Origin of the sequence: Undibacterium sp. Ji22W (assembly GCF_049340305.1) — a bacterium.
Taxonomy (GTDB): domain Bacteria; phylum Pseudomonadota; class Gammaproteobacteria; order Burkholderiales; family Burkholderiaceae_D; genus Undibacterium.
The window spans coordinates 94,416-121,189 of record NZ_JBMPOU010000005.1 but is presented as its reverse complement, the minus strand read 5'-3'; the positions used below and the strand labels follow the sequence as shown (position 1 = coordinate 121,189).

The following is a 26,774-nucleotide window of genomic DNA, read 5'->3' as shown; positions in this document are numbered from 1 at the left end:
CTTATTGGCTTTGATTTGCTACACAAAGAGAGAGACATCATGGAACAAAAAGTCGAATTTAATCCTATCAAGAAATTACTGACACGCGAAGAATTAGACGCTTATGATCCAGAGTCAGAATCTTGGCAAAAGCAGTTCACACGTCGTTATTCTCACCATTCTGAATTGATGGGTGTATTGAATAATGTGGAAGATGTGGATAACACAGTCTACAAAAAATTCGCGGTGGCGATTACGCCATACATGGCGAAATTGATGGACAAAGACGACCCAAATTGCCCTATCCGTTTGCAATACATGCCTTCGCATCATGAGCAAACCATTCCAGGTTTCGCGACCTCTTTGGATCAATTAGGCGAAGAAGGCGATACGATTCCTGGTACTAGCGTGGTGCATCGTTATCCACGTCGCGTGTTGTTCTTGGTATCGAATACATGCGCGACTTTGTGCCGTTTCTGCACACGTAAGCGTATGGTTTCTCAGCCTGATGGTTCCGTCGCTAAAGACGAAATCGAAGCATCCATCGATTACATCGCGAGCAATCCTCAGATTGATGACGTGCTCTTGTCTGGTGGTGATCCGTTGACATTTACCGATGAGCGTTTAGATTACATCCTCGGAGAATTGCGTCGCCGTGCACCGCACGTTCGCTTCTTGCGTATGGGTTCACGTATGGTCGTGCAATTGCCAACACGCGTTACACCAGAGTTGTGCGCGGTCTTAGAGAAGCATCGCGTACAGATGATCAATATCCATATCGGTCATCCAAAAGAGATCACACCTTTGCTGCGTCAACGCGTGAAGATGATACAAAAAGCCGGCATCATGATGGGCTTGCAAACCGTGTGCTTGAAAGGCGTGAATGATGACGTCGAAGTGATGCGCGATTTGTTTATGCAAACTATTGAAATGGGCGTACGTCCTTACTACGTTTATTCTACAGACATGGTGGAAGGTGCAGCGCATTTCATCGTGCCCCATCACCGCATGATTGAATTGTATGAAGGCTTGCGTGGTTGGATCAGCGGTCCAGCAGTACCAACTTTTGTGGTCGATGGCTTGGGTGGCTTGGGTAAATTGCCTATCATTCCAACTTATGTACGTGAAGAAGAATTACCTGATGGTAGCGGTACGACAGTCAAGTGCCGTAACTACAAAGGCATGACTATCGACATGCCTGGCTTGGGTCATGACTTTAGCTTGCCTACGCGTAGTAACTAAGAATCTGGCATTTGAAGCCCTTCTCCCGCAAGCGGGAGAAGGGTTGGGATGAGGGACGTTCAGCAATGAATGTTGTAATTTATCTGCACATTTAGAAATTTATGATTGGTAGATAGGTTGGCGCTTACTCAAAGCTGAATCACCCTCACCCTAGCCCTCTCCCGCTCGCGGGAGCGGGATATCCGCGGCCTTCATCCACCAAACTATCCCATTCAGCTCATCATGAAACTCACAACCCCAAGCTCCCCATACGGCATCCACCGCGTTATCGAACCACAAGGCGTCTTGCCACAAGGCGCATGGAAAATCGATAACACGATGGAGATCACCGACAACGAAATCCTGATCGATGTTTCTGCTTTAAATATCGACGCTGCCAGCTTCACGCAAATCAAACAAGAAGCGAATGGCGATGAAGCTAAGGTTGCGGAAATTGTGAAAGGTATCGTGGAGAAGCGCGGTAAGCATCACAATCCGGTGACGGGTTCCGGCGGTATGTTGATTGGTACGATCTTAGAAATCGGTTCTGCACTCGCAGACAAAATCGATCTGAAAGTGGGCGACAAGATTGCGACCTTGGTGTCTTTGTCTTTGACACCATTGCGCATCGATGAAATCGTCAAGATTCACATGCAAAAAGATCAGGTCGATATCAAGGGTAAGGCGATTTTGTTCGAAACCGGCCTGTACGCAAAACTACCAGAAGACATCGACGAAAAGATGGCGTTGGCGATTTTGGATGTGGCTGGTGCACCTGCGCAGACAGCACGTTTGGTGAAAGAAGGCGACACCGTAGTCGTCATCGGTGGCGGCGGAAAATCTGGCACCTTGTGCGTCTATGAAGCAAAAAAACGCGCTGGTAAAAACGGTTGCGTGATCGGTGTTTCCCCGTTCGAAAAAGACTGCCAACGCATGAAAGATTTGGGTTGGGCTGATCACACTTTGCAAGTCGATGCGACTAATGCCTTAGCGTTGATGGAAGCTGTGTCCAATGTGACGAATGGCGCGATGGCGGACTTGGTCATTAATTGCGTGAATATTCAGAACACCGAAATGGGCAGCATCTTGTCCACCAAACAGCATGGCAAAATCTATTTCTTCTCGATGGCAACTAGCTTTACCGCAGCAGCCTTGGGTGCGGAAGGCGTTGGTAAAGACGTAGAAATGATCGTCGGTAATGGCTACGCGACTGGTCACGCAGAGCACTCATTAGCCCTGCTGCGCGAGAGTGAAACACTACGCAAGTTGTTCACTGAACTCTACGTTTAATAGCTTAGAAAGTCATCGCCGATGGAATTCAAAAATCCTACTCTGAGCAATATACAAACCAGCCCGCTTTGGCAGCGCATCCACGATAGTGGAATGCAGACCTTAGCGGTTATGGGCATGACCAAAAATACCGGTAAGACGGTCGCGATGAACCACGTGCTAGCGCAAGCAGCTGCTGGGCAAGTGGATATCGGTTTAACCTCAATCGGTCGTGATGGTGAAGACCGAGATCAAGTATTTTTCAACCCAAAACCACCGATCATGGTGTGGCCTGGCAATTTAGTTGCTACCGCACGTGAGACTTTGCAGCGAGCAAAGGTGCGTTGGAAGTTGATTGACTCCACGCAGATCGATAGCCCTATGGGTGAGATTTTGGTAGTCAAAGTCTTGGAATACGGCGAGATGGAAGTCGCTGGTGCATCGCGTGGTAGTGATCAGTTAAAAGTGATTGCACGTCTACGCCAATGCGGCGCGAGTTTAGTGATTTTGGATGGCGCTTTAGGCCGCAGTCACCATGCGTCTCCAGCGATTGCTGACGGCGTGATTCTGGCAACCGGTGCCGCAATCGGCGGCGGTATACAAGACGTGATTCGTAAGACGCGTGATCGTCTTGGCATTCTCGGCATCAAACAAGCTGATGACGACATCAAAGCACAATGTGAAGCCGTGTTCACACAAGGCGGTGTTGGTATTTGGGATCAACAAGGCAAGACGCTATTCTTAGAAGAAATTGCTACTTTGAATGCGGGCGCGAAGTTGATGGAATTTATCGATGCCGATGTGGGCACGATTGCGGTTAGCGGTGCAGTTGGGCGTCAATTATGGCGCGCCTTAAGTAGTTTGGCGGAACGTCATCCGACATTGACCGTAGTTGTTGCAGATGGCACGAAATTATTTATAGAAAACACCGATTTGTTGATCTTTCAAAAGCTCGGTGCGAAATTAGTCGGGTATCGTGGTATTAATTTGACCGGGATTACTTTGAATCCATTTTCGCCCATGGGTGGCAGTTTTGAAGCTGCTGAGTTTTTGGACGTGGCAAAGAATGCCTTCATCGGTTACGACGTATGTGACGTTGTACTAGAAGCGACATCGGACGAAAAAATTAAAGAAACAGGAGAAGCAGCATGAGCCATTTACAACTAGATCAGGCACAAATCGATCGCGCACGTGATTCAGCGCGTCGCATTGCGCGTCAAGTGTTCGATGAAATGTCACAATACACGACGACGACGGTAGAACGCGCGACTTTGCGTTTGTTAGGCATCGACGGCATTGATGAAAATTATGTGCCTTTGCCAAACGTGGTCGTTGATCATTTGCAAGCGCAAAATTTATTGCAACATGGCGCGGCACCGATCGTGGTCGCTGCTATGCAAGAACATAACATGACGGCACAAGAAGTGGCTGAGGCTGTTTCCAAAGGCACGCTGACTTTGGCTTTGCCAAAAGATGCAGATGCTGCGCGCAAGGCAACCGAAGCGCAAGCGGCGATCATGTGCGAACGTATCGCCAATCAACGCGCATTCCGCGCTAAGCAGATTGAGACGATGGGTGAAGCACCAACGCCTTGGCTGTATCTGATCGTCGCGACAGGCAATATCTACGAAGACGTAGTGCAAGCGCGTGCGGCTGCCGAGCAAGGCGCGGACATCATTGCGGTGATTCGTTCGACTGGTCAAAGTTTGCTGGACTACGTGCCTTACGGCGCAACCACGGAAGGTTTTGGCGGTACGTATGCGACCCAAGAAAACTTCAAATTGATGCGTGCCGCTTTGGATGAGGTCGGTGAAAAACTCGGTCGCTATATTCGTTTGACCAACTACTGCTCCGGTCTGTGCATGCCAGAGATTGCAGCGATGGGTGCGATTGAACGTCTCGATATGATGCTCAATGATTCCATGTACGGCATCATCTTCCGCGACATCAATATGAAGCGTACCTTCATCGATCAATTCTTCTCACGCATGGTCAATGCCTATGCAGGCATTATCATCAATACGGGTGAAGATAATTACCTGACGACAGCCGATGCTTATGAAGCCGCGCACACCGTTTTGGCTTCGCAATTGATTAATGAGCAGTTCGCCTATTTGTCCGGTTTGCAGCCAGATCAAATGGGGCTTGGTCATGCATTTGAAATTCACCCAGAATTAGAAAACGGCTTCTTGTGGGAAATGGCACATGCCCAATTAGTGCGTCAGGTTTTCCCAGATGCTGCATTGAAATACATGCCACCAACCAAACACATGACAGGCAATATTTTCAAAGGTCAGGTACAAGATACCTTGTTCAATATTGTCAGCACGGTCACCAACCAAAATATTCACTTACTTGGCATGATGACCGAAGCGATTCATACGCCATTCATTCAAGATCGTTTCTTAGCGATTCAAAACGCGAAGTATGTGTTCGGTACCATGAAGGATCTGCATTCTGAGATCGAATTCAAGTCTGGTGGCTTGATCGAAACACGTGCACAAGAAGTTTTGGCAGAAACAGAAAGCATCTTGGCAGAGATTGAAAAGATGGGCTTGTCAGCAGCAATTGGTAAGGGCACCTTTGCAGAGATTTCACGCACACCAACGGGCGGTAAAGGTTTGGCTGGCGTGATCACTAAAGCCGCGGATTACTACAATCCTTTCCCACAATTGATGTTGCCAACACAGGCAGCGTAAGGAGAAAAACATGACAACAATGGCTGATATCAAGAAACCAGAACAATGGGTCAAACCTTACGGCGACACCATGAACGATGGTCGTGTGCAGGTTTCCTTCACCTTGCCGGTGGCACTCGATGAAACTTCCAAAGAAGGCGCGAAGCGTTTGGCTTTGCTGATGGGCTTGGAAGAGCCCGCAGTCGTGCATTGCGAGGACATGGGTAAGGGTTTTAGCTTTTACGTGGTCTACGGTCAGTGCAAACATCAAGTCGATTTGTCTAGCTTCCAAGTCGTGAAGCCAGAATACGAAACGCTCGATAAATATGCGATCGATGCTTTGATCGCCGAGAAGATGGGCCGTCGTATGGTCGTGATCGGCGCTTGTATTGAGACTGATGCACACACCGTTGGCATTGACGCGATCATGAATATGAAGGGCTATAACGGCCACAAAGGTTTAGAGAGCTATCACGAAGTACGCGCCATCAATATGGGTGCGCAGGTTGATTCGGAAGAGTTGATTGCACGTGCCATCGAGGAAAAAGCTGATGTGATTTTGGTGTCGCAAGTCGTGACGCAAAAAAATATTCACCTCGATAATTTGACCAAGTTGTCCGACTTGTTAGAAGCAGAAGGCTTGCGTGATAAAGTGATTCTGGTCGTCGGTGGTCCGCGTATTAGTCATGAATTGGCGAAGGAACTTGGTTACGATGCAGGCTTCGGTACTAAGTCGTATGCAGAAGATGTCGCATCGTTTGCGATTCATGAATGGATTAAGCGTCACGCTGCGTAATCGAATATATATTCCCTCTACCGCTTGCGGGAGAAGGGAGTGTTGATCACAATTCAAAAGAGGTAATGATGGAAGATTTATCCAAATACACGAGTTTGATTCGCCTGCGTATGGGTTCACACGACGCGCACTATGCAGGTGATCTGGTCGATGGCGCGAAGATGTTGAATTTGTTTGGCGATGTCGCAACAGAATTGTTGATCCGTAGTGATGGCGATGAAGGTTTGTTTGTCGCTTACGACAATGTGCAATTCATGGCACCGGTGTTTGCTGGTGATTATATTGAAGCGACAGGTCGTATTGTTTCTATGGGCAAGACCTCACGCAAGATGGAATTTGAAGCGCGTAAGGTGATTTCTCCAGCGAAGATTGCTGGACAGGTTTCTGCTGCGGATGTTTTGGCCGAGCCTGTTGTGGTTTGTAAGGCTTCTGGGACTTGTGTGGTGCCTGCGGATTTTCAGCGTATCAAACGCTGATCTGTTTAAGTTGAGTTTGGGTTGACGTGGTTTCTGTAGGGCGGGTGTAACCCGCGCTGCTTTGTTTTTCGTACTTTGATTTGATGTCTTTTGTTGTTTGTAGGTTAGTAGGTCGGGGGTAGCCCGACAGCTAGTTACCTTTTTTGCTTCGCCAAAAAAGGTAACCCAAAAAAGGCGACCACGCTGCCACTGGCCTTCGGCTTCCCAATTGAGCAAGACAAAAAATGGGAAAGTGTCGAAACTCGCTTCGCTCAGACAACGACACTTTCTTTATCCATTTTCTGTCCAGCACAATTGGCAGTGTCAGAAGTGGGTGAAAGTCAAAAACAAATTCAAAAACAACGACCTACAAAGGCTAATAGGAAATTGAATGCCCATTGATACCGATTGTTTTGTTGTTGGGGTTGTTTTTGAAGTTGCCTTTGACCTACCCCCGTTTGAGACGATGTAATTTGTGCGTCACAGAAAATGGATAAGAAAGTGTTGTTGTCTGAGCGTAGCGAGTTTCAACACTTTCCCATTTTTTGTGATGCACAAATTATGCTGAAGCGAAGCGTAAGCACCCCGTAGGGGCGAGTCTACGGTCGCCTTTTTTGGATTACCTTTTTTGGCGAAGCAAAAAAAAGGTGATTGGCTGTCGGGCCACACCCGACCTGTGAACGACGAGTAAGCTAGAACATTGAACCAAGATAGATAAATGCAGAACAACGCGGGTTGCACCCGCCCTACAAATGAGTTAAAAAGTCTGTGCAAGAATGCACAAAGAATGTATTGAATAAAGAGACCAAGATCATGGAAAAACTCATCATCACAGCCGCCCTAACAGGCGCGGAAGTCACCCGCGAACAACAACCCAACCTCCCCATCACCCCAGACGAAATCGCCGATGCCGCCTTCGAATGTGCCAAAGCCGGCGCCTCCATTGTCCACGTACATGGACGCTACGATGATGGCACCCCAACGCAAGACAAAGAAGTCTATCGCCAGATTATCAACAAAGTCCGCGAGCGTTGCGATGTGATCGTACAGGTTTCAACAGGCGGTGCAGTCGGCATGACCGCGCAAGAGCGCCTCGCGCCAGTTACGTTGAAGCCAGAAATGGCAACCCTGTCGATGGGCTCGGTTAATTTCGGTAACGACGTGTTCATGAATCACCCCGACGATATGGATATCTTCGCCACGACCATGAAAGACTTGGGCGTCAAAATCGAGTATGAAGTGTTCGACACCGGCATGATCACGACCGTGAACCGTTGGCTCAAAAAAGGCCTAATCACCGCGCCATTACACGTCGATTTCGTACTTGGCATTCCCGGCGCGATGGCTGGTACGCCAGAGGCTCTGATGTATATGCGTTCGCAATTACCAGTCGACGCAAGTTGGACCGTCGCCGGGATCGGTGCCGCACAGTTGCCGCTGGCGACGATGGCGATCTTGCTTGGCGGTCATGTACGGGTTGGTTTTGAAGATAATGTGTACTACCGCAAAGGTGAACTTGCGATCAGTAATGCACAGTTAGTTGAGCGCGTCGCACGCATTAGTCGTGAGATGGACAGACCCGTCGCAACGCCGGCTGAAGCAAGACAAATTTTAGGTATGTCAGCACGAAGCTAAATAGACTGATTGAATTGAAGAAGTAAGATTGCTGTTGTATAAACAGCCGGACTACAAGGTATTTGTAGTCCGGCTTTGTTCTTTCTGGAGGTTTGAATAGTAAAACCTGCTTTTAATCCAGAAATGTTGTAAGTTAATACTAGTGATTGGTTATGACTCAGTTGAAAAAGACTTATGCATCCTATTTCTTTCCGAATTTCTCCTACAGCAAAACTCTTAGCTATGTTCCTAGCTTGCTCGCTGTTGTCGTTGGACTATCCAGTACAAGCACAGCAAAGCTTTATTCGGATCATGGTGGAAGATGCCGCAGAGCCTTGGTCATATCCAGACGGAAGTGGGTATGCAAATGAAGTCGTGTTGGCGGCATTTCAAGCGGTTGACGTACCTGTTAAATTGGAAGTCGTTCCCTATGCTCGGTGTAAGTCACAAGTGCTGTCTGCTGCCGTTCCGGCTTGTTTTAGCATGGGGTGGCTACCAGAGTTCAGTGGCGTCTTACGGTTTTCATCGAAGCCCTTATTCAAAGTAAATGCGGACGTGTTTGAACATGTTGAGCATCCGATTCCACGTACGTTATCGACTGAATGTAAGTTTAAAAAAGATATGCATTTGGGTGTTACTCGTGGTTATGAGTATCCTGAGGAAATTTTGGCATTGAACAAAAATGGCATCGTTTTTGTGGAAGCCGTTACCGATCAAAATAGTCTCAAGATGTTGGCTGCTAAACGTTTTTCCGCCGCGATTATTATGACTAACGATTTCGAGCCCAAGTCACGAAAGATTTCTTTGTCTGGCACGGGTGACAAAGTGCGCTATGCATTTAATTGCGGTGTGCAATTGGGGTCTATAGGATTTAGTTTGAAGCATTCGCAGGGAGTGGCATTATTTGAAAAATTTGAATCTGGCTATCAAAAGATTGAAACCAACGGCACCCTGAAAAAGATTCAAAAGCGTTGGTTTCCTCCTTGAGTTCTTTACGTAGAAAGGTATCTTTGGGTGATTCATGGCCCAGAGAGAATTCATCGTCGCAGTTACCAGTGCACTACATCGGCATTTTCACGGTTGTGATCCGACACTAGAAGGATGTCCATTTGAGTAGGCAATTGTTGTGATATTTTCCAAGTCTCTGTGGAACAAGGCATTGAGAGCATCTTCATTTGTCGGATAGGGATAGCTTCCTATCCCTTTGATCCCCAACGCTAACAAAAAATCGCGCGGTGGAAAATAGACCGAACCCGTTCCATTTTTGTCAGCCTTCATGCTGTAACTCTTACGGCTCTTTGCGATTTGCAACCTTCGATCGATAGGATTGGGCTCTGCAACGTCTTCATAGAAGCCGGTAGTCATCGGGCTGTTTGATACGCGCATTTGTTTTGCGATATCTTTATTGGTTTCGATACCCTCTAACATCTTGTTATGAATCATTGCTAGTGTATTGGTATCAAGTTGCAGTGTTTGTAAATATTCCCATTCTAGGATTTGTAGAAATTCTGCGGAGTTAGTTTTACTAATGTTGACATTAAAACTTTGACTATTAACTTCCTTATTTTCGAAGCGGCGCTTAAGCTCTGCCAAACCTTGAAGTGGATTGGTGTTTTGAAATCCAAGCAAGCTCGCAGGCTGTAGAAATTTATTTTTTGCACCCAAGAATACATAGTTGGCGCACGCTGCGATGCAATATTGATCGACGACTAAGGTCATGTTTTGTTCTGATAATAATTTCCCCATCAGTATCGCCTCAACCTGACTGCCGCCTTGTGACGTTATCTGTAAGAGTCTGGTCTCTGTAGTCAATTGGGACATTAATTCTTGTGCACTGCCTTCTACGATTTTGCCACGAAAGCTCAGCGTGCTGCTATCTATGCGTTTAATCGCGTATTCCGCGGCATTTGCAGACTGGGTGCCAAGGCTACCGAGATTCAACACCGACACGGCAATGACAGCGACAAATTTTCTTAAGATAGGCATGATATTAATGGGATAAAGGGGGGAAACTTATTGTAGCAAGTGAATGACTTTATGAGTATAAATTTAAGTTCTTCCCAAGATGAACCAAGGATGATTTGTTTTTCTGCACTGCCATTGAACGGTCAAAGACAGATGTCAAATGCGGAACGAGCCATTGACTAAGAGCGCTTGCCAAGCTTACATCCGTTTTTATTCGACAACATTGTCAGTGACGATGCATCTGTCTATCTTGCTAAGCATCTCAATTTCACTGACAATCAGTCGACAAACACACTATCCTGTTGAAAATACCTTATTGGAAGTTTGGCGGATCAACTACTTGCCCGAGATCTAATTCTCTTCCAGCGATGTGTTTTGATGAGGGTGTACTTACAGCTCTTTTGCATAAGTTAAACAGAATGGGAATGCAACAATGCTCTTCCATGCGACGGCCAAGATGTTTCAGTCTCAATCCAGCATATTGCGTATTATGCTGTTGGCGATTGCCTATTTTTCTCTGGGAAGGCTCTCTTTACTTTTAGCGATACCGCCCGGTTATGCAATGGCGATTTATCCGCCTGCTGGGCTGGCAGTGGCGGCGGTTTTGCTTGGCGGATACCGTTTGGCACCGGGTATCGCTGTTGGATCCTTTCTATTGAATTTGTGGATTACTTGGGAAAGCCAGCAGACTCTATCTCAAGTCGCATGGTTCTTGGCTGGTGCGATCGCGCTCGGGGCGATGTTGCAAGCGTTAATGGGAAGTTGGTTAGTAAAAAAATTCTTGTCAGCTCCTTTGGAACTGAATCATCACAACGAAATTCTGAAGTTCATGTTATTGGCTGGCCCACTTGCTTGCCTCATCAATGCCAGCGTGGGAATTGCGACACTGATTGCGGTTGGTATTATGCCGACGAATGTCGCGTTCGGAAATTGGATTACATGGTGGGGTGGGGATTGTTTGGGCGTGTTGGTAATGACGCCAGTCATCTTTGTCTTATTTGCAGAACCTCGTCAGCTGTGGCTGGGCCGTCGTTACTCGGTTATGTTGCCACAGTTGATAATTCTGGTGCTGATGGTCACGATGTATGTGAATGTCAGAAATTGGGAACAAGATCGGCAAGCGCAGGAATTCAGGCATCGGCTGCAGAGTATTTCTCATGCATTTCAGGCACGTTTGCAAGCGCATGTTGAGGCGCAAAAAGAGCTTACGAGCGTGTTCGAAAATTTTCCAGATATAACTGTGTCACAGTTCGAGGCGATTGCCGCGCCCTTAATGCAGCATAAGGACGAACTACTTGCGGTGGAGTGGGTACCAAAGTTGAGGCATGCGGAACGCGCCAGTTTTGAGGCTAAACAATCGCAAATTTTGAAAAAGGATTTTCTGGTTCGCCAACGTGATCAACAGAAAATATTCCAGTCGGCTGCGGCACGTGATGTGTATTTCCCTGTCCTCTACATTGCGCCTTTTGAAGGTAATGAGATGGCATTCGGTTTTGATTTGTATTCCATTTCAAACCGGCGCATGAGCATACAGCAGGCGGTGGAAAGCAGACGCACCGTCGCGACGGAACCGGTTATCGCAGTTCAGGAAAAAAGCAGAAAACTGAGCGTGATACTGATCACCGCTGCGAGGCATAAAGGCATCACTAACACCGGTCAAGAACCGACTCAGGACAATCTTGAATCTACTTCGGGCGTCGTAATTAGCGTGCTGCGACCCAGCACTGTTCTGAATAATTTATTGAACGAACAGGACAGGCGCGACATTAAATTGAAGCTCATGAGTGTCAACACCAACGACAAATCAGCGCCAAAAGAAATCTTTGTTGATGAGATTGGTTCGCAGCGTAGTAGTATGACTGTTGTTCAAGAGATCAGATTTAGTGAACGATATTGGGAACTACAAGCACATCCTACGGATCTCTATCTAGAATCACATCGTCCGTGGGCTGCGTGGATTTCTTTAGTCGCCGGCATGTTGTTCTCGGGGTTAGTGGGAATGTATTTTCTGATGATCAGCGGCCGGGCTTTTCAAATTGAATCCTTGGTTGTGCAAAGAACCAAACAATTACAGGATAGTGATGGTAATCGACTGGCGATTTTGGAACATGCTGCCGATGGCATACTGACTGTGTCGAACCAAGGTGAAATCCTATCTTACAATCGCGCCGCAGAGCAATCTTTGGCGTTGACCGGTAACGCGTTAGCGGGGATTTCATTAGAAAATTTCTTCACAGATGGAAGCAATTTTCCTTTGTCTTTTTTACAGTTGATTGCCAGTGAAAATCCTGTAAGTAGAACGACGATTGAGGTGCAACGCCAACGTGCAGATGGAAGTCTTTTATTTTTAGAGTTATCAATTGCCAAAATCACGCAACAAAGTCAGGCGATTTATATTGTTGTGATGCATGATCTAACGGAACGAAAACGTATTGATAAAATTAAAGGGGAGTTTGTCTCTACGGTTTCGCACGAGTTGCGTACGCCTCTCACATCGATCCGTGGCTCCCTTGGGTTGCTCGCGGGTGGCGCGATGGGCGAGATCCCAGAAAAAGCACTGAGCTTGATTAAACTGGCGAATAGTAATGCCGAACGTTTACATCAACTCATCAACGATATTCTGGATTTTGAGAAACTGGAATATGGTGGAATGTTGTTTAAGCTTGAAAACCACCGTTTGATGGATCAACTGCGAAAAGCGCTTGAATACAATCGGGGTTACGCTGAAAAATTCGCAGTGCAATTGCATCTTGATGACGAGCAAGGAGCCGATATTATCGTGAATGTAGATGACAATCGCTTGATGCGAGTGCTATGTAATTTGTTGTCAAATGCCATTAAATTTTCGCATCCAAATGGCATCGTCAATATCGTGGCTGAAGCAAACCAAGAGTGGGTGCGGATTAATGTAATCGACCATGGCGTCGGCATCGATAGTATTTTCGCCGAACAAATATTTAGTAAATTTACCCAGGCAGATAGTTCTGGTACGCGTAAACATGCCGGCACTGGATTAGGCTTAAGCCTAGCAAAAGCGATGATAGAAAAAATGGGCGGTAGCATAGGTTTTTCCAGTGTTCCTGGCGCTGGAGCGACCTTTTATATTGACTTAAAAATGGTCAATGTATTGTGATCTCAAATTTCCTTCTGAGCGCGGACTTATTTTTGAAGGAGATTGAACCTTGATATCCAAACACACTGTCGGGTATTAAGTGTTTTTGTGAGCAGCTAAAAATACATAATTTGCTCGAGCTGATAGGCAATAGCGATCAATAATGATGTTGAATTTTCGGCCGAATATATCTGCGCCGATCAAACTCGCTTCCTCAGCATCCCCACCTTCGGATCGTATTCGAAGCGTATTGATCTCAGCATTCAAATGCGGAAGTAAGTTCTGAAAACTCCCTTCGCTGATGCGCCCTTGATAAGACATAGTCGCTGCGTCCAAACGCTTAATTGCATATTCGACAGCCGTCACTTCGGTAAAAGCGGTAAGGATGTAAATGACGACGAAGGCGGCTGTTCGACATTACCGGAATAATGTCGAGCAGGAATTTGTATAATGCAAACGGAAGAACGCTAGAGCTTGCCGGATGGTTTTAAATCAAACTAGTATTTTTTTAGATCACCGCAGTTTTCTGATGATGTTAGGCGATGGCGATGCGATTGCCCTCCTTAATCATCGCCAAGACTAGCCAGTAATTCGGCCTGATGTTCCGCCACCAAAGCATTGGTCAGTTCGGTCAATTCACCATCCATAATGAAATCGAGCTTGTACAAAGTCAGGTTGATACGGTGATCGGTCATACGGCCCTGCGGATAGTTGTAAGTACGTATGCGTTCGCTACGGTCGCCCGAACCGATCAAGCTCTTCCGGGTTGCTGCTTCTTCGGCTTGTTTTTTGCGCAGTTGACCATCCATGATGCGGGTCGCCAGAACGCGCATCGCTTGGGCTTTATTTTGATGTTGACTGCGACCATCCTGGCATTCGACCACGATGCCTGTTGGAATGTGCGTTAAACGTACGGCGGAATCAGTTTTATTAATATGCTGACCACCTGCGCCGGAAGCGCGGAAAGTATCGATACGTAGATCAGCATTATTGATGACGACGTCAGTGAGTTCGTCGGCTTCGGGCATGACGGCAACCGTACAGGCGGAGGTATGAATACGGCCTTGAGTTTCTGTGGCTGGAACACGTTGAACACGATGTCCACCGGATTCGAATTTGAGTTTGGAATACGCGCCAAAACCAGCGATACGAATGATGACTTCTTTATAGCCACCGAGTTCAGACGGTGACTCGGACATCACCTCCACTTGCCAGCGGTTTCGTTCCGCAAAGCGCGTGTACATACGCAGCAAATCGCCAGCAAACAGACCAGCTTCGTCTCCCCCAGTACCAGCGCGGATTTCTAACAGAATATTCCGTTCATCGTTAGGATCTTTCGGAAGTAACATGGTTTGCAGTTCACGTTGCAAGCCTTCAATGCGATCTTTGCCTGCTTGGATTTCTTCTTGCGCGAAGTCCTTCATGTCGGGATCGTTCAACATTTCTTGCGCTTCGACGATGTCATTTTGTGCTTGTTGGTAGTTGTGATACAGCGCAACCAAAGGCTCAAGTTCAGCATGTTCACGATTGAGTTTGCGATACGTATCCATATCATTGGTGACACCTTCTTGTACCAGAAGTTGCCCAACTTCGACCAAGCGTTCAGAGAGTTGATCGAGTTTATGTAGCATGGATGGTTTCATGATCTTGTTTCGCTTTATCGTGTATGAGCTCTGAAATAAACTGAGCCATGAATGTTGAATGTTGAGTTTTGGATGGTCGTAATGACGACGTAGCCTGCATCATGCAGGCTCGATTGGCTTGAAGCAGCTAACGCTTAGTGCGGAATAATTGTGGTAACAGGCGTACCAGATGTGCACGTTCCTCGCCATGCGCCTGATGTAAAGCTTGTTGCGGGCCGTGCAGAAATTTGGCCGTGATGCCTTTCGATAAGGCTTCGAGTACGGCTTCAATATCATCACCACGCGCTAACATTTTGCGCGCGCGTTCTAATTCGTGTTGGCGCACTTGCTCGCTGCTTTCGTGCAGATCTTGGATGATGGGGACCACATGACGACCATCAACCCAATGCATGAATGATTGCACGCGAGTTTCAATAATCGCTTCGGCTTGTGCTACTGCTGCGTGACGATTTTCTAAGCCGCTTTGTACGACGCTTGCGAGGTCATCCACCGTGTATAAAAATACGTCGTCGAGTTTCGCAACTTCGGATTCGATATCTCGTGGTACGGCCAGATCGACCATGAAGATAGGTCGATGTTTGCGGGCTTTGACCGCACGCTCTACCAACCCCAAACCGATAATCGGAAGCGAAGACGCAGTGCAAGAAATAATGATGTCAAATTCGTGCAGGCAATTGGGTAATTCTGCAAGGCGGATGGCTTTGCCACCGAAACGATTCGCTAAGGTTTCACCACGCTCTAAGGTGCGATTTGCAATTGTAATATTCTTGGGGTTTTGCGCAGCGAAGTGCGTCGCGCACAGTTCAATCATTTCACCGGCGCCGATGAATAATACATTTTGATCAGCGATCTTATCGAAAATGCGTTGCGATAAACGTACTGCCGCTGCTGCCATAGAAACGCTATGTGCACCGATCTCAGTTGTGCTACGGACTTCTTTTGCGACCGCAAAAGTACGCTGAAATAATTGATGTAAATAGGTACCGAGTCCACCCGCTTCATCTGCTTGGCGTACCGCTTCTTTCATTTGTCCGAGGATCTGCGGTTCGCCCAACACCATAGAATCTAAGCCAGAAGCAACGCGGAAAGCGTGACGTACCGCATTGTCTTGCGGCAGCGTGTATAAGTGATGGCGCAAATCAGCGTAGGGCAACTTATGAAAATCTGCCAAAAAATGCGCCGTCATGTCGATAGGATTATCCACATCGGCAACCGCATACAACTCCGTCCTGTTGCAAGTTGAGAGCACTGCCGTCTCAGATGCGTGCTGCGATCCATTACGTGCAAACCAAGCGCGCGCACCGACCACCGCCTGAGAAATTTGCTCAGGAGAGAAGGCCACTTTTTCTCGTAGTGAGACAGGGGCAGTCGTGTGATTGAGGCCAACGGCGAGTAAATGCATAGGATATTGGAGTTTAAGCGCGCCATTATAACGCGACTCGCCCTGCAGTTCACGGCTGGGCTAGGGTTCTTGCGCAAAATCAATTGCCAATTACATATTATTGGCGGAAAGAGTGATGGTAAAACAAGTACCTTCTCCCGGCACACTGTTAAAACTGATATGCGCAAAATGGCGATCTATAACAGTTTTGACAAACACCATGCCCAAACCTATGCCGTCGTTCTTGATATGTTCGCCAGTCTTGCTGTGACCCAAACGTTGAAAGCGTTGAAATAAACGACTCTGATCTGAACGGGCAATACCATAGCCTTGATCTTGAATGGTGCACACGATGCTATCGTTGAGACTCTTGGTTTCGAAGGCTAGTGTGCAGGTCACTGTGGTGTCACTCGGGCTGTATTTAATCGCATTCGAGAGCAGATTCGTCAGCACACGCGTCATTAAGCTACGATCGACTCGCACCGGATATTCGCCTTCGGGAATCTCCGTGACGATGCGTATGCGTTTCGCTTTGGCTAGTGTCCACATCTCTTCAGTGGCATCGATCAAGATGTCCTGGAAGTCTAGCTGAGAATAACGATACTCATTTGATTCTGCATGTGCCAATTGCACAAAACTATCAGCAAGGCTCAACGTCGTGTTCGATGCTTTTTCTATACGATTCAAAAACTCCTCATGCTCTATGGCTGTCTTTGGATTTTTTTGAAGCTCGATCAAAGCCAGAATGGACGCTTGCGGCGCGCGCATATCATGCGAAATGAAATGTAAAGTTTCATCACGACGCCGTTCTGCTTGGCGAATTTCTGAAATATCAAGAATGCTGATTATCCAGCCGATTAACACTTGTTGTCCTGAGTAGCATGGAGCACTCTTGATAATCAAATCACGATTTTTGGGGTCAACAACTTCGACACCTTTGATTAAAATATCGCTCTGGTTTAGGTCGAGGATGTGCCACCAACTAAAGTTTTCACGTTCATTCGCAACCATGGTGTGCGGGTGGCTCATATTTGAAAACAGATATGGCACTAAAGTATCAATCACATGCGGCATGCCTATGCTTTTGAAATAGTCGACTGCAGCAGGATTGGTGAGCACCACATTGCCGTCGGTGGTCGTGACCATGGTGGCGTCCGGCAAACTGGTCAAGCTATCGGTCACAAATTGGCGCAAATCACGCACACGGCGCGCCGCCGCATGCATCGCCAAAAGATGACGTTCCAGCTTGTCTTGAATCGCCCGGCGCACGGGAGCCTGAGCACCATTGGGAAGAGTCAGGTCGGGATTGAATTCTGGTAGTAAATGCGGCTCTTGATCGAGAAGTATGAACTCTTCGCCCAAGAACGCGATGGCTGCTTCCAGTCGTCGCCAGCTCCATAAAGGATAGGCTACTATCAATACTAAGACGGCATTGGAGGGTGGCAACCAAAAACCGAACTTGAGTAAAACGATGCTAGCTATCAACAATGCAACAACTAGCCCGACTACCGTGAATAAAGCAGCGCGAGGTGAGAGAAACAAGAAACTAAGCAAAGCAAGCGAAACCAGCAAGGTACTCACCACCAGAGTTTGCCAGGCTTGTGCTTTGATAATCGAGCGACCATCCAAAAGGCTGGCGAGAATATTGGCATTGATTTCTATGCCTGACAAGGCGCCTTCGTTCGACGTCACTGGCGTAGGAAATGCATCCGCCATGCCTTGCGCAGTCGTGCCGACCAAGACATATTTATCGCGGAAGTATTCAGCGGGAACTTCACCACGCAATACCGAAACATAGGGAACGGAACTAAAATGCCCACTCGCCCCGTAATAGGGAATATGCATCTGGAAATCACGATGCCAAATCCCTGGCAGGGTATTGGATAATTGCGGATTGACCGTGGTCGCAGGCAGGCTGGAGGATTTGTTCGCAGTCAGAGCCTTGTTTCTGCCCACATCGTATACCGCCATAGAAAAATGCGGCCACCATTGACCCTGAGTGCCTTCACGCAAAAACACGCTGCGCGCCACACCGTCATCATCGAGTTCAATATGGATATGCCCCAAACCGGCTGCAACCTGGGTTAGTGCGGGGATAGCTTGCACTGCCTGTAAACCTTTCCCCGCATCGATAGATACCAGCGGGAGTACTACATTACCCGCTGTAGCGAGCGCTTGCGCGAGTAATGCGTCGCCATTTGTTCCAGCATCCACACCTGTCTGCATCGCGATAATTTCTGGCTCTGCAAATAAAATATCGATCCCGATAGCACGTGGCTTTGCTGCATTAATTTGGCGAATTAATTCAGCGTGACGTGCGCGTGGCCATGGCCATTTACCCAATTCAGCCAGACTAAAATCATCAATGGCGACGATCAGAATATCGTCTCGTGCTGGCTCACTTTGACTTCGCAGCAGTTGATCATATGCCGTTTGATCTAGTCGCTTTAACCCATCAAAAAAAACCAGGATACTTGTCAATGTCAATAAAAACAGGGCAAGTATTAACCACTCATGCAAGGCAATTGATTTGCTGGGTTTAGCGTAGCGCTTGGCGTGCTGTTGGGTGATCTGATCTTTGTCAGAATAGCGAAGGATCTTGAACATGAGCTCGTTGACGGATCTTGCTTATTGTTTTTGCGGTCGTACCGCACCGCCCATGGATTCTAACGGATCACCTCCACTCGTCGTCCAGCGTAATTGGATTTCAAATTTTTGCGGTTTGGAAAAATTACCAACAAAGCGATCGGCATCGGTCGCACGTACCCGGATAAAATACACACCAGCTTCTGGACGAGGAATACTCAAACTCGCTTGCTCCAACTCTTTACTTAAGTACAGATTTTTGAAATCCGCATCTTGCGAAATCTGTACCAAGAAACTTTGCCCTGCTTCTGCTGGCCAACCAAAGTCCATCGTATTTTGACCTTTGTCCTGCACTTCATTCATCGCCTGTGGCGAAAGTAACTGAAAGCTTTGTACTGGTGAGAATGGACCTTGATCCTCCCCGCCATTCCTTTCAATCACAGAAGCAACTCGCCAGAAATATTTGCCTAATGAGAACTTGTCAGTACTGACCTCGCTTACGCTGATATTGCCCTGATCGAGGACGATCTGCTTAAACAACGCGTCGCTCGCCACTTGTAAACGATACGTCTTGGCTTCACTCGATTGGGTCCAAGTAAAGCTCACAGTTTCAGTGCGTACTTTATGTTTGGGGCTTAAAGGAAATGGGGGCTCAGGACGGGCTTTGAGAACAAAAGCCTGCGTGCTAGGAATGCCCTCTAGCTGATTCTGGTCAATCGCCGTCACGCGAATAAAATAATTTCCATCGTCTATGTCTTCAAATTTGAAACGCATGTCTTTATCGACGCCTTCTGCAATGATATTTTGACTTTCACGATCTTTCGAAATTTGCGCATGATATGACACCGCGCCCGCCACTGGCTGCACTGTAAATTGCAAAGCCGGACGTTCTTGCAATTGAAAACCTTCTGCCAATAAAGGTGCAGCCAATAAGTCGACTGGTTTGCCAACACCTGCGCCGCTAACCACGGTACCTTTTCCGGCAGGTAGTACTACTGCTTGTGGTTGCACCTGAGTGCCGACTGCAACACCACCCTCTAATACTTCATTCGCAATTCCATTGTTGTTAACACCAACCCGGAAGTGCGTGCCACGCACCCCCGCAATTGCTAGCGGCGAACTGACCTCAAAACGACCTTTGTTATTCGTCAAAGGTGTCACTTTGGATTCGACTTTGCCTTGGACCAATTTGATTAAGGTGCGCGGGCTTTTGATAAATTGCGTCATGCGCAATTTCGCTAGATTTACTTGGCTATTCGATGGTACTGAGATGCGTGAATCATCAGGCAAAGCGAAGGTGACGAAGCTGTTTTTGTCCGTACTGATTTGGCTGCCTTCAAGCACCACACTGCCGACCGCAAGACGCGATTCTGTGCCCTTGCTAGAGATTTCTTTCACATTGCCAGCCAATGCCACCACGTTCGCTTGACTGGCTTCTTCAATCAGTAATTCGGCAGGGATGAGGATGCCAGAGCCAATAGGAATAGCACGGTCATTGCGCACTTGATTTAATTTGCCCAAGGCTTCCCAGTTATTTGGTGTCGCTGTAAAGCGCTTGGCGATGGTGGTCAAGGTATCGCGTTCTGAGGCAAAATAAGTAATACCGGCCGTTTCGATTTTAATCGTTCCCGGAGCACCCTTGATTTTCTCTGCTTGGCTAATGGAGGCAAAGCTCAATGCGCAAATGACTGAAATTGCGACGCCAAGGAATTTTACTGTGGGATTAAGTCGAAAACGGTGGTGCATGTCATTCTCCAGCAAGACGTTGTTGGCTCTTAGCCCTGTTCATCATGATGCGCCGACCCATTAGACAAGCAGCTTAATAAATCGGGCAATGAAAATAAAAAGAGTGAAGCTAACTTCACTCTTGTTTATTGTTAAATTACATTTACTCTTTCGAGATTTGTTCTAAGCGATAACCATAGCTATATACGGGGGCGAGTCGATAACCGTTCTCGGGGCGCAAATCGAGCTTACTGCGCACGCGTGAAATATGCGTATCCATCGTACGAGATGGGATCTCGATATCACGTGACCATACTGCTTCTAATATGTAAGCGCGGGATAAAGGGCGACCTAAATTTTGGAACAGGACTAAGGCCAGATCGAATTCTTTTTGAGTTAATTCAATCGCTGTGCCTTGCAGTTTGGCACGACTTGCGCGCACATCAAATTCGTAGTTGCCAAATGTGATGACTTCGTTCGCGGTTTGACTGGGATACGCACGTCGTAGCAGGGCATTGACACGGGCAATCAATTCCGCGCGACGAATGGGCTTGATCATGTAATCGTCCGCGCCAGCGGCCAGACCTGCGACGATATCGTCCTCGCCAGAACGGCTGGTCATGAATAAGACAGGCAAAGTGGTCGACAGTTTTTCCCTAACCCAATGCAAAATTTCGGTGCCACTTAGATCGGGCACTTGCCAGTCTAAGATCAACAGATCAAAACTTTCGCGATGCAATTGATGCAGCATTGCTTTGCCACTGGAAAATGGATGGCAAGCATGACCGGCATCCATTAAGGTTGCGACGGTAAGATCGAGTAAATTCTGGTCATCATCCAGTATGGCAATTCGCATATTGTTTTTGGTAGAAAATCTTGTTTACGAATAAAAAAAAGAAAACTTGAGTGAATGTTTTGAGTGAACATTTCGGAGAGAGCTTCGTGAACAGACTATGCTCTCTCTGACGCACAGATTTCCCTAAATACGTGAGTCTGCGTCAGGCAAAATCACATTGACGTCGAGAACTTCTAAATTACCTTGCTTGTCCAACGACACTTTTATGTCGTCTGGATTGACCTTCGTGTATTTAGAAATCACGGCAATTAGCTCTTCACGCAACGCTGGTAAAAAATCATAACCTTCACGACCACCATTGCGCTCGCGTGCAATGATAATCTGCAGACGTTCTTTTGCGGCACTCGCGCTTTTTGGCTGCGACTTAAACAAAAAAGAAAGCAAAGCCATCTTACTTACCTCCGAAAATACGTTGCAGCAAACCAGGCTTTTCGTAATCGACAAAGCGTAGTGGAATTTGTTCACCTAAAAAGCGTGATACAACATCACCGTAAGCTTCTGATACATCGCTGCCTTTGACATGAATCGCCGGATTGCCGTGATTCGATGCATGCAAGACTGTTTCTGATTCTGGGATCACGCCGATCAACGGAATCCGTAGGATTTCTTGTACGTCGGTGTAGGACAGCATTTCACCTGCTTCAACGCGTTTTGGTGAATAGCGGGTAATCAATAAATGTTCTTTCACTGGCTCGCCGCCTGCTTGTGCGCGTTTAGATTTCGCTTGAATAATGCCGAGGATACGATCTGAATCGCGCACTGAAGAGACTTCAGGATTCGTGACGACGATTGCTTCATCTGCAAAGGTCAATGCCATCACTGCACCTCGTTCGATACCAGCTGGCGAGTCGCACACGATGTACTCGAAATCCATCTTGATTAAATCATTTAATACGCGCTCCACACCTTCTTCGGTCAAAGCGTCTTTATCGCGGGTTTGCGACGCAGGCAAAATAAACAAATTATCGCAATGTTTGTCTTTGATTAGTGCCTGATTCAATGTCGCCTCGCCACTGATCACATTGACTAGGTCGTACACCACGCGGCGTTCGCATCCCATGATCAAATCAAGATTACGCAGACCGACGTCGAAATCGAGCACGGCAGTTTTGTGTCCACGCAGCGCCAGACCAGAAGCGAAACTCGCGCTTGAAGTAGTCTTGCCTACACCGCCTTTACCGGATGTTACAACGATGATTCTTGCCACAGGGTACTCCTTTGTTGAACTAAATTTAAACTGAAATTACGCAGATTAAGCAGATTTTAGTGATGATACTTCAATACTGTCGCCAACCAGCTTGATTTGTACTGGTTGATTTGGCGCCAGCTTGGGAAAGCCACCATCAAATGTTTGGTAAATACCTGCAATGGAAACCAATTCGGCTTCCATCGCAGTTGTAAAAATTCGTGCAGCTGTGTTACCACGTGCACCTGCTAAGGCGCGGCCACGTAATGGTGCATAGATATGAATGCTGCCATCAGCGATCACTTCTGCACCGTTATTGACCGAGGCAGTGATAATTAAATCGCAACCGCGCGCATAAATACGCTGACCAGCACGCACTGGCGTGTCGATCAACATTGCAGGAATGTGTTCAATTGCTGCTGGCATAGGGCTCGGTGTTGTGCTCACCGCTGCAACTTCAGCTTCGGCACGCACTTCTATGGCAGGCGCTGGCGTTGGTGCCAAATCCTTAGGCAGTTCCGGTTTGGCTTTGCTGACGAAATCGATACTCAAGCCGTGAGCACGAATTGCCGGATGTTGATCGTCATGAGCATTGCGCACCGCAACCGCATTCAGACCACAAGACTTGAACAACCCTATGATGCCTTGCCAGTCGATTGTTTCGTTAGCGATGCTTTCGATATCGATGATGGCGAACTCGTCATCAAAAAAATCTGCTGCACCGCCTGTCATTTCTTTTAAGGCGACTTCAAGACGATCCAATGCCGCTTCGTTCAAAATGACAGCAACTGCCACAACCGTGGATATTTTTATTTCTATAGGTTTGCGGGTCAGGCTATTTTGCATATTGCAGATCAGTCATGAATGGAAAATGTCAACATAGCAAGCAGTCTTGAAAGTGATTTACTCACATCTGGACTGTGCGATGAAAACCTTATTAAGTTGCTTAAACATGCGCAAAATTCAAGGAATTTTGCGCAGGCTCCATCCTACCAATTGATTGCCCACTTAGCAAAAAAACTGCACAAAAACTGTTCAAAAGTACCAGAATTGTGGATTTCCTCACGAGTATTTCGGCGCACCGGTATGCCAGTCGGCCGATTCTTTGTCATGAGGAGCGTGGATTTGTAAGGAAATGATTTTTTGTAATATTTAAAAAAGAAATATTTAAGTTTAATGATTGAATTGCGTCAAAAAATTTGTTCGCACTACGCGAATGCATTCGTAGGCATCAAAATGGTAAGGCAGGAATTTGATCGGTGGCGCGTCGACCAAAACTTCGCCGTCTGCCATGATTTTTTCTGGTGTCGATATACGGTTGAAAATTAATGTTACGTCGTTCTTGTTGGCGCCTGTCGCTATTTGTTCTTCTTTCAATTTCTGGCCAGCTTGGCGCCAACTGTTCCTGCGAGAATGAGTTTGTGGTCGCTGGACACGTGATCATAGTTGATGACGAAGTGTGATTTGAAAAAATATTAAAAATCTGCATGAATGTCATGCTAGCTCTCCTAAGTTCTTACTCAATTGCATACCACAATGGCGATAGCAGATTCTGTGCCTGCTTTGCCGAGTCTCTGGTATGTCTGAATTATAGGAGCTGGAAGTGGACATAGCCCTTGCGAACTGTGAACGATGTTTAAATGGTAGCGCTTGAATGAAGCCCGTTATTTCTTTACATGTAAAAAATATGCTGTGCTGTACTTGGTTCAAGGCATTCGAATTAGACCACTCGCAAGAGCTGCGTCAACCTTTTAGTGAAATCGGGCGATATTCGGTCATGGTATCGCTGCCTCTACGTCCAGCAGAGCGTCGCCTACCTTGTATTTTTCGCGTATCGAGATAGGACGCTTGCTGTTTTTCACGTCTCTCAATGGTTCGCCGGTCAGTTTGCTTGCGTCGATCTTCCGGAGCTTCAGGGAGAACGCCGGTTGCTTGTTCTGCAATCATTTGAGCCGTGCGGACGCTATCGCTCCTTGTCTGTTCAGCAGAGGGACGTTGATAATCAAAGATTCGAGAGAGTTGCAGCGGTAACATGATGAGTATTGCAAGAATGAGAGTGATCACGCTGTAACGGCAAGAATGTCGAATAACTTTAGAAAAGTCCTTAATAAACAATAACTTGCACTGCGGAAATGTTTTTTGGGTGGCTGCAATCGATTTGCCGTCGTCGGTTTAAAGTTATGCGATTTTTCGGGTATTGAGTTGAGGAGTTTGAGTTGTCGACTTTGATTGCATTGATCGTCAGAACGTATCGCAAGGCATTGCAATGTCCGCATCTACTCGTCGCGTCATTGTTTGAGACGTTTGAGAGTTTTGAGAAGTGTAAGAAATTTGATTTTTAAAAGTTTTGCATTGAGCGGTCAAAAATCGTACGACACGTGCCCAGCTCCTATTTAAACGAAACGTGGAATCCTTAAATTTTGCAGGAATGCGGAGTCATTTTTCATAGGATACAAACAATCACAAAATCAAGTCCAGCGGTGTGATGCCTGTTCGCGCTATCGCAGCGTGGATATCCGTGGCAGCCAATTTGTTGAGGTAAGTGTAAAACAAAAACGGCATAGTTTTTTTAACCCTATGCCGTTGTGATTGCGTCGTTCTAGAATCTTATTTTATATCTGTTGTGAAAGATCAGGAGTAAATGAGACAAATTGCTTATTTTGACGTATCTTGTTCAAAAGTTAGTGAGATAGGTATCAATAGTTAGTGAGACTAATTGAATTGCCAACTATTGAGTTGAGCCAATTATTACAACATATATGCCCTTGTATCATTTTATCTCCGTCGCACGTTTCTCTTTATTCATTGGTTTATGAAATTCTCTACGTCAGCGATAGCAACCCTTTCATGATCTAGCTGCTGCTTTTGGTCAGTAATTGGGCTTCGATGCCTCAGCTTAGGGGCAACATACTGATTTCCATCAAAGTGCAAGAGAATGGCTTTACATATCCTCACAATATTGACGCTTCGGTCGAACAACCCTTGAATAGGGAGTAATTGAAGGGCGGGTATCGCTATTTTCTGGACTTTGGGATGAGCTTGGAGTGCTAAACCAATTTCGGAAATCAGTTTCCTGTCAAAGTTGTTACGATCGAACACTTCAGACTGCAAGGAAATTAAAGCATCATAAATAGGATGTTCCCTTAAGTTCCCGGACTCGTCGTCGTATTCAAGAAAAGTATCTGTAGCAAGCACACGTTCGATAACCTGTAGCGTGGAAATTTTGCGTGATTGATCAACCATGATCATGAAGAGCATTTCAAGATCGTGCCTTTCAATTGAAATTTTCTTTCCTATGTCGTCTCCCTGGATTGGATATTTCTTTGCTAGTTCATCGATTCTATATTCAGGAAAATATGTTTTCCCTTCTGTCGATTTACTCAAGATGCTAGTCAACATACGTAACAGTTCGTTTCGTAAAATTCTACGATTTGCTGCGTGTACTTTCGCGAGCCCTGCAAAGACTTGTGATTGAAGAACACTAATCACATCTTCGAACTTTGAGAAGCTGTATATCCAGTTTCCAGAAGGCGGAGGCTCTCCTGACTTTGCGGCCTCAGCTGTCTCTTTGTTTCGACCAACTTCTTCTAAAAAGTCGATGATGAATTGAGCGTCTTCGACCGCTTTGGAGGGAGCGTTCGAAATTTGCTGTTTGGCAGCATCGTTTAGGTCAAGCTTTTCAAGGTATTTCACAAGTACTTTACGATCCTCTTTCACAGTCCAGACGTCGGCTCGAACGAAAGTTATTATCTTTAATTGACCTTGAGCATGAAGCTCATATGCTGCTCGGAACTCCTTACGCGTAATGCTAATGCGGTCGCCTTTGTCATACCATCCACCAATCCTCGAACCAATTAGCAGTACGAAATAGTCCGCCACCTGAATTTGCTTTAAGCATGCGCCGTACGAGTGTTCATCAAGTGGCTGACCAAAGTCGTTGAATTCAGATGCGAGCACGACGCAGCCTTGTTGCTCTAGGTAGTACTTGATCGCTGATCGAAGATCGGCGAAGTCGTAAATAGTCGATGAGATAAAAAACGTAGGTTTAGATTTCATGGTGTCGTGTTTATTGGTGGAGGCGATCTGCATACGCCTTTTTTTGAGATAAAGGTGTGGGTTGTGCTATCTGCTAAAAGTTGATTTTTGCTGATACCGCGCATAACAACAAATTCAAAATTCTCTACGTCCCAATTATTTGGTTTAAGCTTGTAATGCAAATAAGTCAATCATAAAATGAGATTTAATCATTGTGTTCTTTATTTTGAAAGAATGTAGATTCAATCAAAGATTACGGATAGCAGATAATAG

Annotated in this window: 20 protein-coding genes and 2 pseudogenes; 11 read left to right on the top strand and 11 right to left on the bottom strand. The window is 46.6% G+C overall.

What is annotated here, in order from left to right:
- The first annotated feature begins 39 nt into the window (after nt 1–39).
- The 8 genes from ACO0KW_RS19900 (at nt 40) to ACO0KW_RS19865 (ending at nt 8,999) form a co-directional block, all read left to right on the top strand.
- Nucleotides 40–1,221: a KamA family radical SAM protein gene (locus ACO0KW_RS19900; RefSeq protein ID WP_423055083.1), complete on the top strand. Its 1,182-nt coding sequence runs from the start codon at nt 40–42 to the stop codon at nt 1,219–1,221.
- A 222-nt stretch (nt 1,222–1,443) separates the two neighbouring features.
- The gene (locus ACO0KW_RS19895) at nt 1,444–2,490 is read left to right on the top strand and encodes an L-erythro-3,5-diaminohexanoate dehydrogenase (RefSeq protein WP_423055082.1); all 1,047 of its coding nucleotides are present in this window, start codon (nt 1,444–1,446) and stop codon (nt 2,488–2,490) included.
- Between the two features lie 21 nt (nt 2,491–2,511).
- Nucleotides 2,512–3,621 carry a hypothetical protein gene (locus ACO0KW_RS19890; RefSeq protein WP_423055081.1) on the top strand — a complete coding sequence of 370 codons (1,110 nt, stop codon included), beginning with the start codon at nt 2,512–2,514 and terminating at the stop codon, nt 3,619–3,621.
- On the top strand, nt 3,618–5,168 hold the full coding sequence (locus tag ACO0KW_RS19885; RefSeq protein WP_423055080.1) for a lysine 5,6-aminomutase subunit alpha: 1,551 nt from the start codon (nt 3,618–3,620) through the stop codon (nt 5,166–5,168). The genes ACO0KW_RS19890 and ACO0KW_RS19885 overlap by 4 nt, the downstream gene beginning before the upstream one ends.
- Before the next feature lie 10 nt (nt 5,169–5,178).
- Entirely contained in the window at nt 5,179–5,943 is a 765-nt protein-coding gene (locus ACO0KW_RS19880; RefSeq protein ID WP_246464244.1) for an OAM dimerization domain-containing protein, read from the top strand.
- Nucleotides 5,944–6,008: 65 nt separating this feature from the next.
- Nucleotides 6,009–6,419, top strand: a complete 411-nt coding sequence (locus ACO0KW_RS19875; protein ID WP_229827341.1) for a hotdog domain-containing protein — start codon at nt 6,009–6,011, stop codon at nt 6,417–6,419.
- Between the two features lie 792 nt (nt 6,420–7,211).
- Complete coding sequence (locus ACO0KW_RS19870; RefSeq protein WP_423055079.1) at nt 7,212–8,033, top strand: 3-keto-5-aminohexanoate cleavage protein; 822 nt, start codon at nt 7,212–7,214, stop codon at nt 8,031–8,033.
- Nucleotides 8,034–8,207: 174 nt separating this feature from the next.
- Nucleotides 8,208–8,999: a substrate-binding periplasmic protein gene (locus tag ACO0KW_RS19865; protein ID WP_423055078.1), complete on the top strand. Its 792-nt coding sequence runs from the start codon at nt 8,208–8,210 to the stop codon at nt 8,997–8,999.
- 87 nt (nt 9,000–9,086) lie between these two features.
- On the opposite strand, the gene ACO0KW_RS19860 is transcribed toward ACO0KW_RS19865, so the two are convergent.
- On the bottom strand, nt 9,087–9,998 hold the full coding sequence (locus ACO0KW_RS19860) for a hypothetical protein (protein ID WP_423055077.1): 912 nt from the start codon (nt 9,996–9,998) through the stop codon (nt 9,087–9,089).
- A 412-nt stretch (nt 9,999–10,410) separates the two neighbouring features.
- On the opposite strand from ACO0KW_RS19860, the pseudogene ACO0KW_RS19855 reads away from it, so the two are divergent.
- The 3 genes and pseudogenes from ACO0KW_RS19855 to ACO0KW_RS19845 all read left to right on the top strand — a co-directional run.
- Nucleotides 10,411–11,766: pseudogene (locus ACO0KW_RS19855) on the top strand (CHASE domain-containing protein); the annotation flags it as partial.
- Nucleotides 11,758–12,612 (top strand): annotated as a pseudogene (locus tag ACO0KW_RS19850) (histidine kinase dimerization/phospho-acceptor domain-containing protein); the annotation flags it as partial. The pseudogenes ACO0KW_RS19855 and ACO0KW_RS19850, both read left to right, overlap by 9 nt.
- Nucleotides 12,613–12,627: 15 nt before the next feature.
- On the top strand, nt 12,628–13,110 hold the full coding sequence (locus ACO0KW_RS19845; protein ID WP_423055162.1) for a sensor histidine kinase: 483 nt from the start codon (nt 12,628–12,630) through the stop codon (nt 13,108–13,110).
- Nucleotides 13,111–13,652: 542 nt separating this feature from the next.
- On the opposite strand, the gene prfA is transcribed toward ACO0KW_RS19845, so the two are convergent.
- The 10 genes from prfA to ACO0KW_RS19795 all read right to left on the bottom strand — a co-directional run bounded on the left by prfA (nt 13,653) and on the right by ACO0KW_RS19795 (nt 26,555).
- Complete coding sequence (gene prfA / locus ACO0KW_RS19840; protein WP_423055076.1) at nt 13,653–14,732, bottom strand: peptide chain release factor 1; 1,080 nt, start codon at nt 14,730–14,732, stop codon at nt 13,653–13,655.
- A 127-nt stretch (nt 14,733–14,859) separates the two neighbouring features.
- Entirely contained in the window at nt 14,860–16,134 is a 1,275-nt protein-coding gene (hemA, locus tag ACO0KW_RS19835) for a glutamyl-tRNA reductase (RefSeq protein ID WP_423055075.1), read from the bottom strand.
- A 90-nt stretch (nt 16,135–16,224) separates the two neighbouring features.
- The gene (locus ACO0KW_RS19830; protein ID WP_423055074.1) at nt 16,225–18,720 is read right to left on the bottom strand and encodes a CHASE2 domain-containing protein; all 2,496 of its coding nucleotides are present in this window, start codon (nt 18,718–18,720) and stop codon (nt 16,225–16,227) included.
- Nucleotides 18,721–18,741: 21 nt separating this feature from the next.
- Entirely contained in the window at nt 18,742–20,445 is a 1,704-nt protein-coding gene (locus tag ACO0KW_RS19825; RefSeq protein WP_423055073.1) for a FecR domain-containing protein, read from the bottom strand.
- 142 nt (nt 20,446–20,587) lie between these two features.
- Nucleotides 20,588–21,280, bottom strand: a complete 693-nt coding sequence (locus ACO0KW_RS19820; protein WP_423055072.1) for a response regulator transcription factor — start codon at nt 21,278–21,280, stop codon at nt 20,588–20,590.
- 123 nt (nt 21,281–21,403) lie between these two features.
- Nucleotides 21,404–21,670 carry a cell division topological specificity factor MinE gene (gene minE, locus ACO0KW_RS19815; RefSeq protein WP_186942151.1) on the bottom strand — a complete coding sequence of 89 codons (267 nt, stop codon included), beginning with the start codon at nt 21,668–21,670 and terminating at the stop codon, nt 21,404–21,406.
- 1 nt (nt 21,671) lies between these two features.
- Nucleotides 21,672–22,487 carry a septum site-determining protein MinD gene (gene minD / locus ACO0KW_RS19810; RefSeq protein ID WP_423055071.1) on the bottom strand — a complete coding sequence of 272 codons (816 nt, stop codon included), beginning with the start codon at nt 22,485–22,487 and terminating at the stop codon, nt 21,672–21,674.
- Nucleotides 22,488–22,532: 45 nt separating this feature from the next.
- Nucleotides 22,533–23,312, bottom strand: a complete 780-nt coding sequence (gene minC / locus ACO0KW_RS19805; RefSeq protein ID WP_423055070.1) for a septum site-determining protein MinC — start codon at nt 23,310–23,312, stop codon at nt 22,533–22,535.
- A gap of 327 nt (nt 23,313–23,639) precedes the next feature.
- Nucleotides 23,640–23,843 (bottom strand): hypothetical protein, encoded by a 204-nt coding sequence (locus ACO0KW_RS19800; RefSeq protein ID WP_423055069.1) that lies wholly within the window; start codon nt 23,841–23,843, stop codon nt 23,640–23,642.
- 1,425 nt (nt 23,844–25,268) lie between these two features.
- Entirely contained in the window at nt 25,269–26,555 is a 1,287-nt protein-coding gene (locus tag ACO0KW_RS19795; RefSeq protein WP_423055068.1) for a DUF4062 domain-containing protein, read from the bottom strand.
- Between the last annotated feature and the right edge of the window lie 219 nt (nt 26,556–26,774).

What these genes read in the sequence shown, in the direction of transcription:
- ACO0KW_RS19900 (WP_423055083.1), top strand. Translation starts at nt 40, where the DNA reads ATGGAACAAAAAGTCGAATTTAATCCTATCAAGAAATTACTGACACGC.
- ACO0KW_RS19895 (WP_423055082.1), top strand. Translation starts at nt 1,444, where the DNA reads ATGAAACTCACAACCCCAAGCTCCCCATACGGCATCCACCGCGTTATC.
- ACO0KW_RS19890 (WP_423055081.1), top strand. Translation starts at nt 2,512, where the DNA reads ATGGAATTCAAAAATCCTACTCTGAGCAATATACAAACCAGCCCGCTT.
- ACO0KW_RS19885 (WP_423055080.1), top strand. Translation starts at nt 3,618, where the DNA reads ATGAGCCATTTACAACTAGATCAGGCACAAATCGATCGCGCACGTGAT.
- ACO0KW_RS19880 (WP_246464244.1), top strand. Translation starts at nt 5,179, where the DNA reads ATGACAACAATGGCTGATATCAAGAAACCAGAACAATGGGTCAAACCT.
- ACO0KW_RS19875 (WP_229827341.1), top strand. Translation starts at nt 6,009, where the DNA reads ATGATGGAAGATTTATCCAAATACACGAGTTTGATTCGCCTGCGTATG.
- ACO0KW_RS19870 (WP_423055079.1), top strand. Translation starts at nt 7,212, where the DNA reads ATGGAAAAACTCATCATCACAGCCGCCCTAACAGGCGCGGAAGTCACC.
- ACO0KW_RS19865 (WP_423055078.1), top strand. Translation starts at nt 8,208, where the DNA reads ATGCATCCTATTTCTTTCCGAATTTCTCCTACAGCAAAACTCTTAGCT.
- ACO0KW_RS19860 (WP_423055077.1), bottom strand. Translation starts at nt 9,998, where the DNA reads ATGCCTATCTTAAGAAAATTTGTCGCTGTCATTGCCGTGTCGGTGTTG.
- ACO0KW_RS19845 (WP_423055162.1), top strand. Translation starts at nt 12,628, where the DNA reads ATGTTGTTTAAGCTTGAAAACCACCGTTTGATGGATCAACTGCGAAAA.
- prfA (WP_423055076.1), bottom strand. Translation starts at nt 14,732, where the DNA reads ATGAAACCATCCATGCTACATAAACTCGATCAACTCTCTGAACGCTTG.
- hemA (WP_423055075.1), bottom strand. Translation starts at nt 16,134, where the DNA reads ATGCATTTACTCGCCGTTGGCCTCAATCACACGACTGCCCCTGTCTCA.
- ACO0KW_RS19830 (WP_423055074.1), bottom strand. Translation starts at nt 18,720, where the DNA reads ATGTTCAAGATCCTTCGCTATTCTGACAAAGATCAGATCACCCAACAG.
- ACO0KW_RS19825 (WP_423055073.1), bottom strand. Translation starts at nt 20,445, where the DNA reads ATGCACCACCGTTTTCGACTTAATCCCACAGTAAAATTCCTTGGCGTC.
- ACO0KW_RS19820 (WP_423055072.1), bottom strand. Translation starts at nt 21,280, where the DNA reads ATGCGAATTGCCATACTGGATGATGACCAGAATTTACTCGATCTTACC.
- minE (WP_186942151.1), bottom strand. Translation starts at nt 21,670, where the DNA reads ATGGCTTTGCTTTCTTTTTTGTTTAAGTCGCAGCCAAAAAGCGCGAGT.
- minC (WP_423055070.1), bottom strand. Translation starts at nt 23,312, where the DNA reads ATGCAAAATAGCCTGACCCGCAAACCTATAGAAATAAAAATATCCACG.
- ACO0KW_RS19795 (WP_423055068.1), bottom strand. Translation starts at nt 26,555, where the DNA reads ATGCAGATCGCCTCCACCAATAAACACGACACCATGAAATCTAAACCT.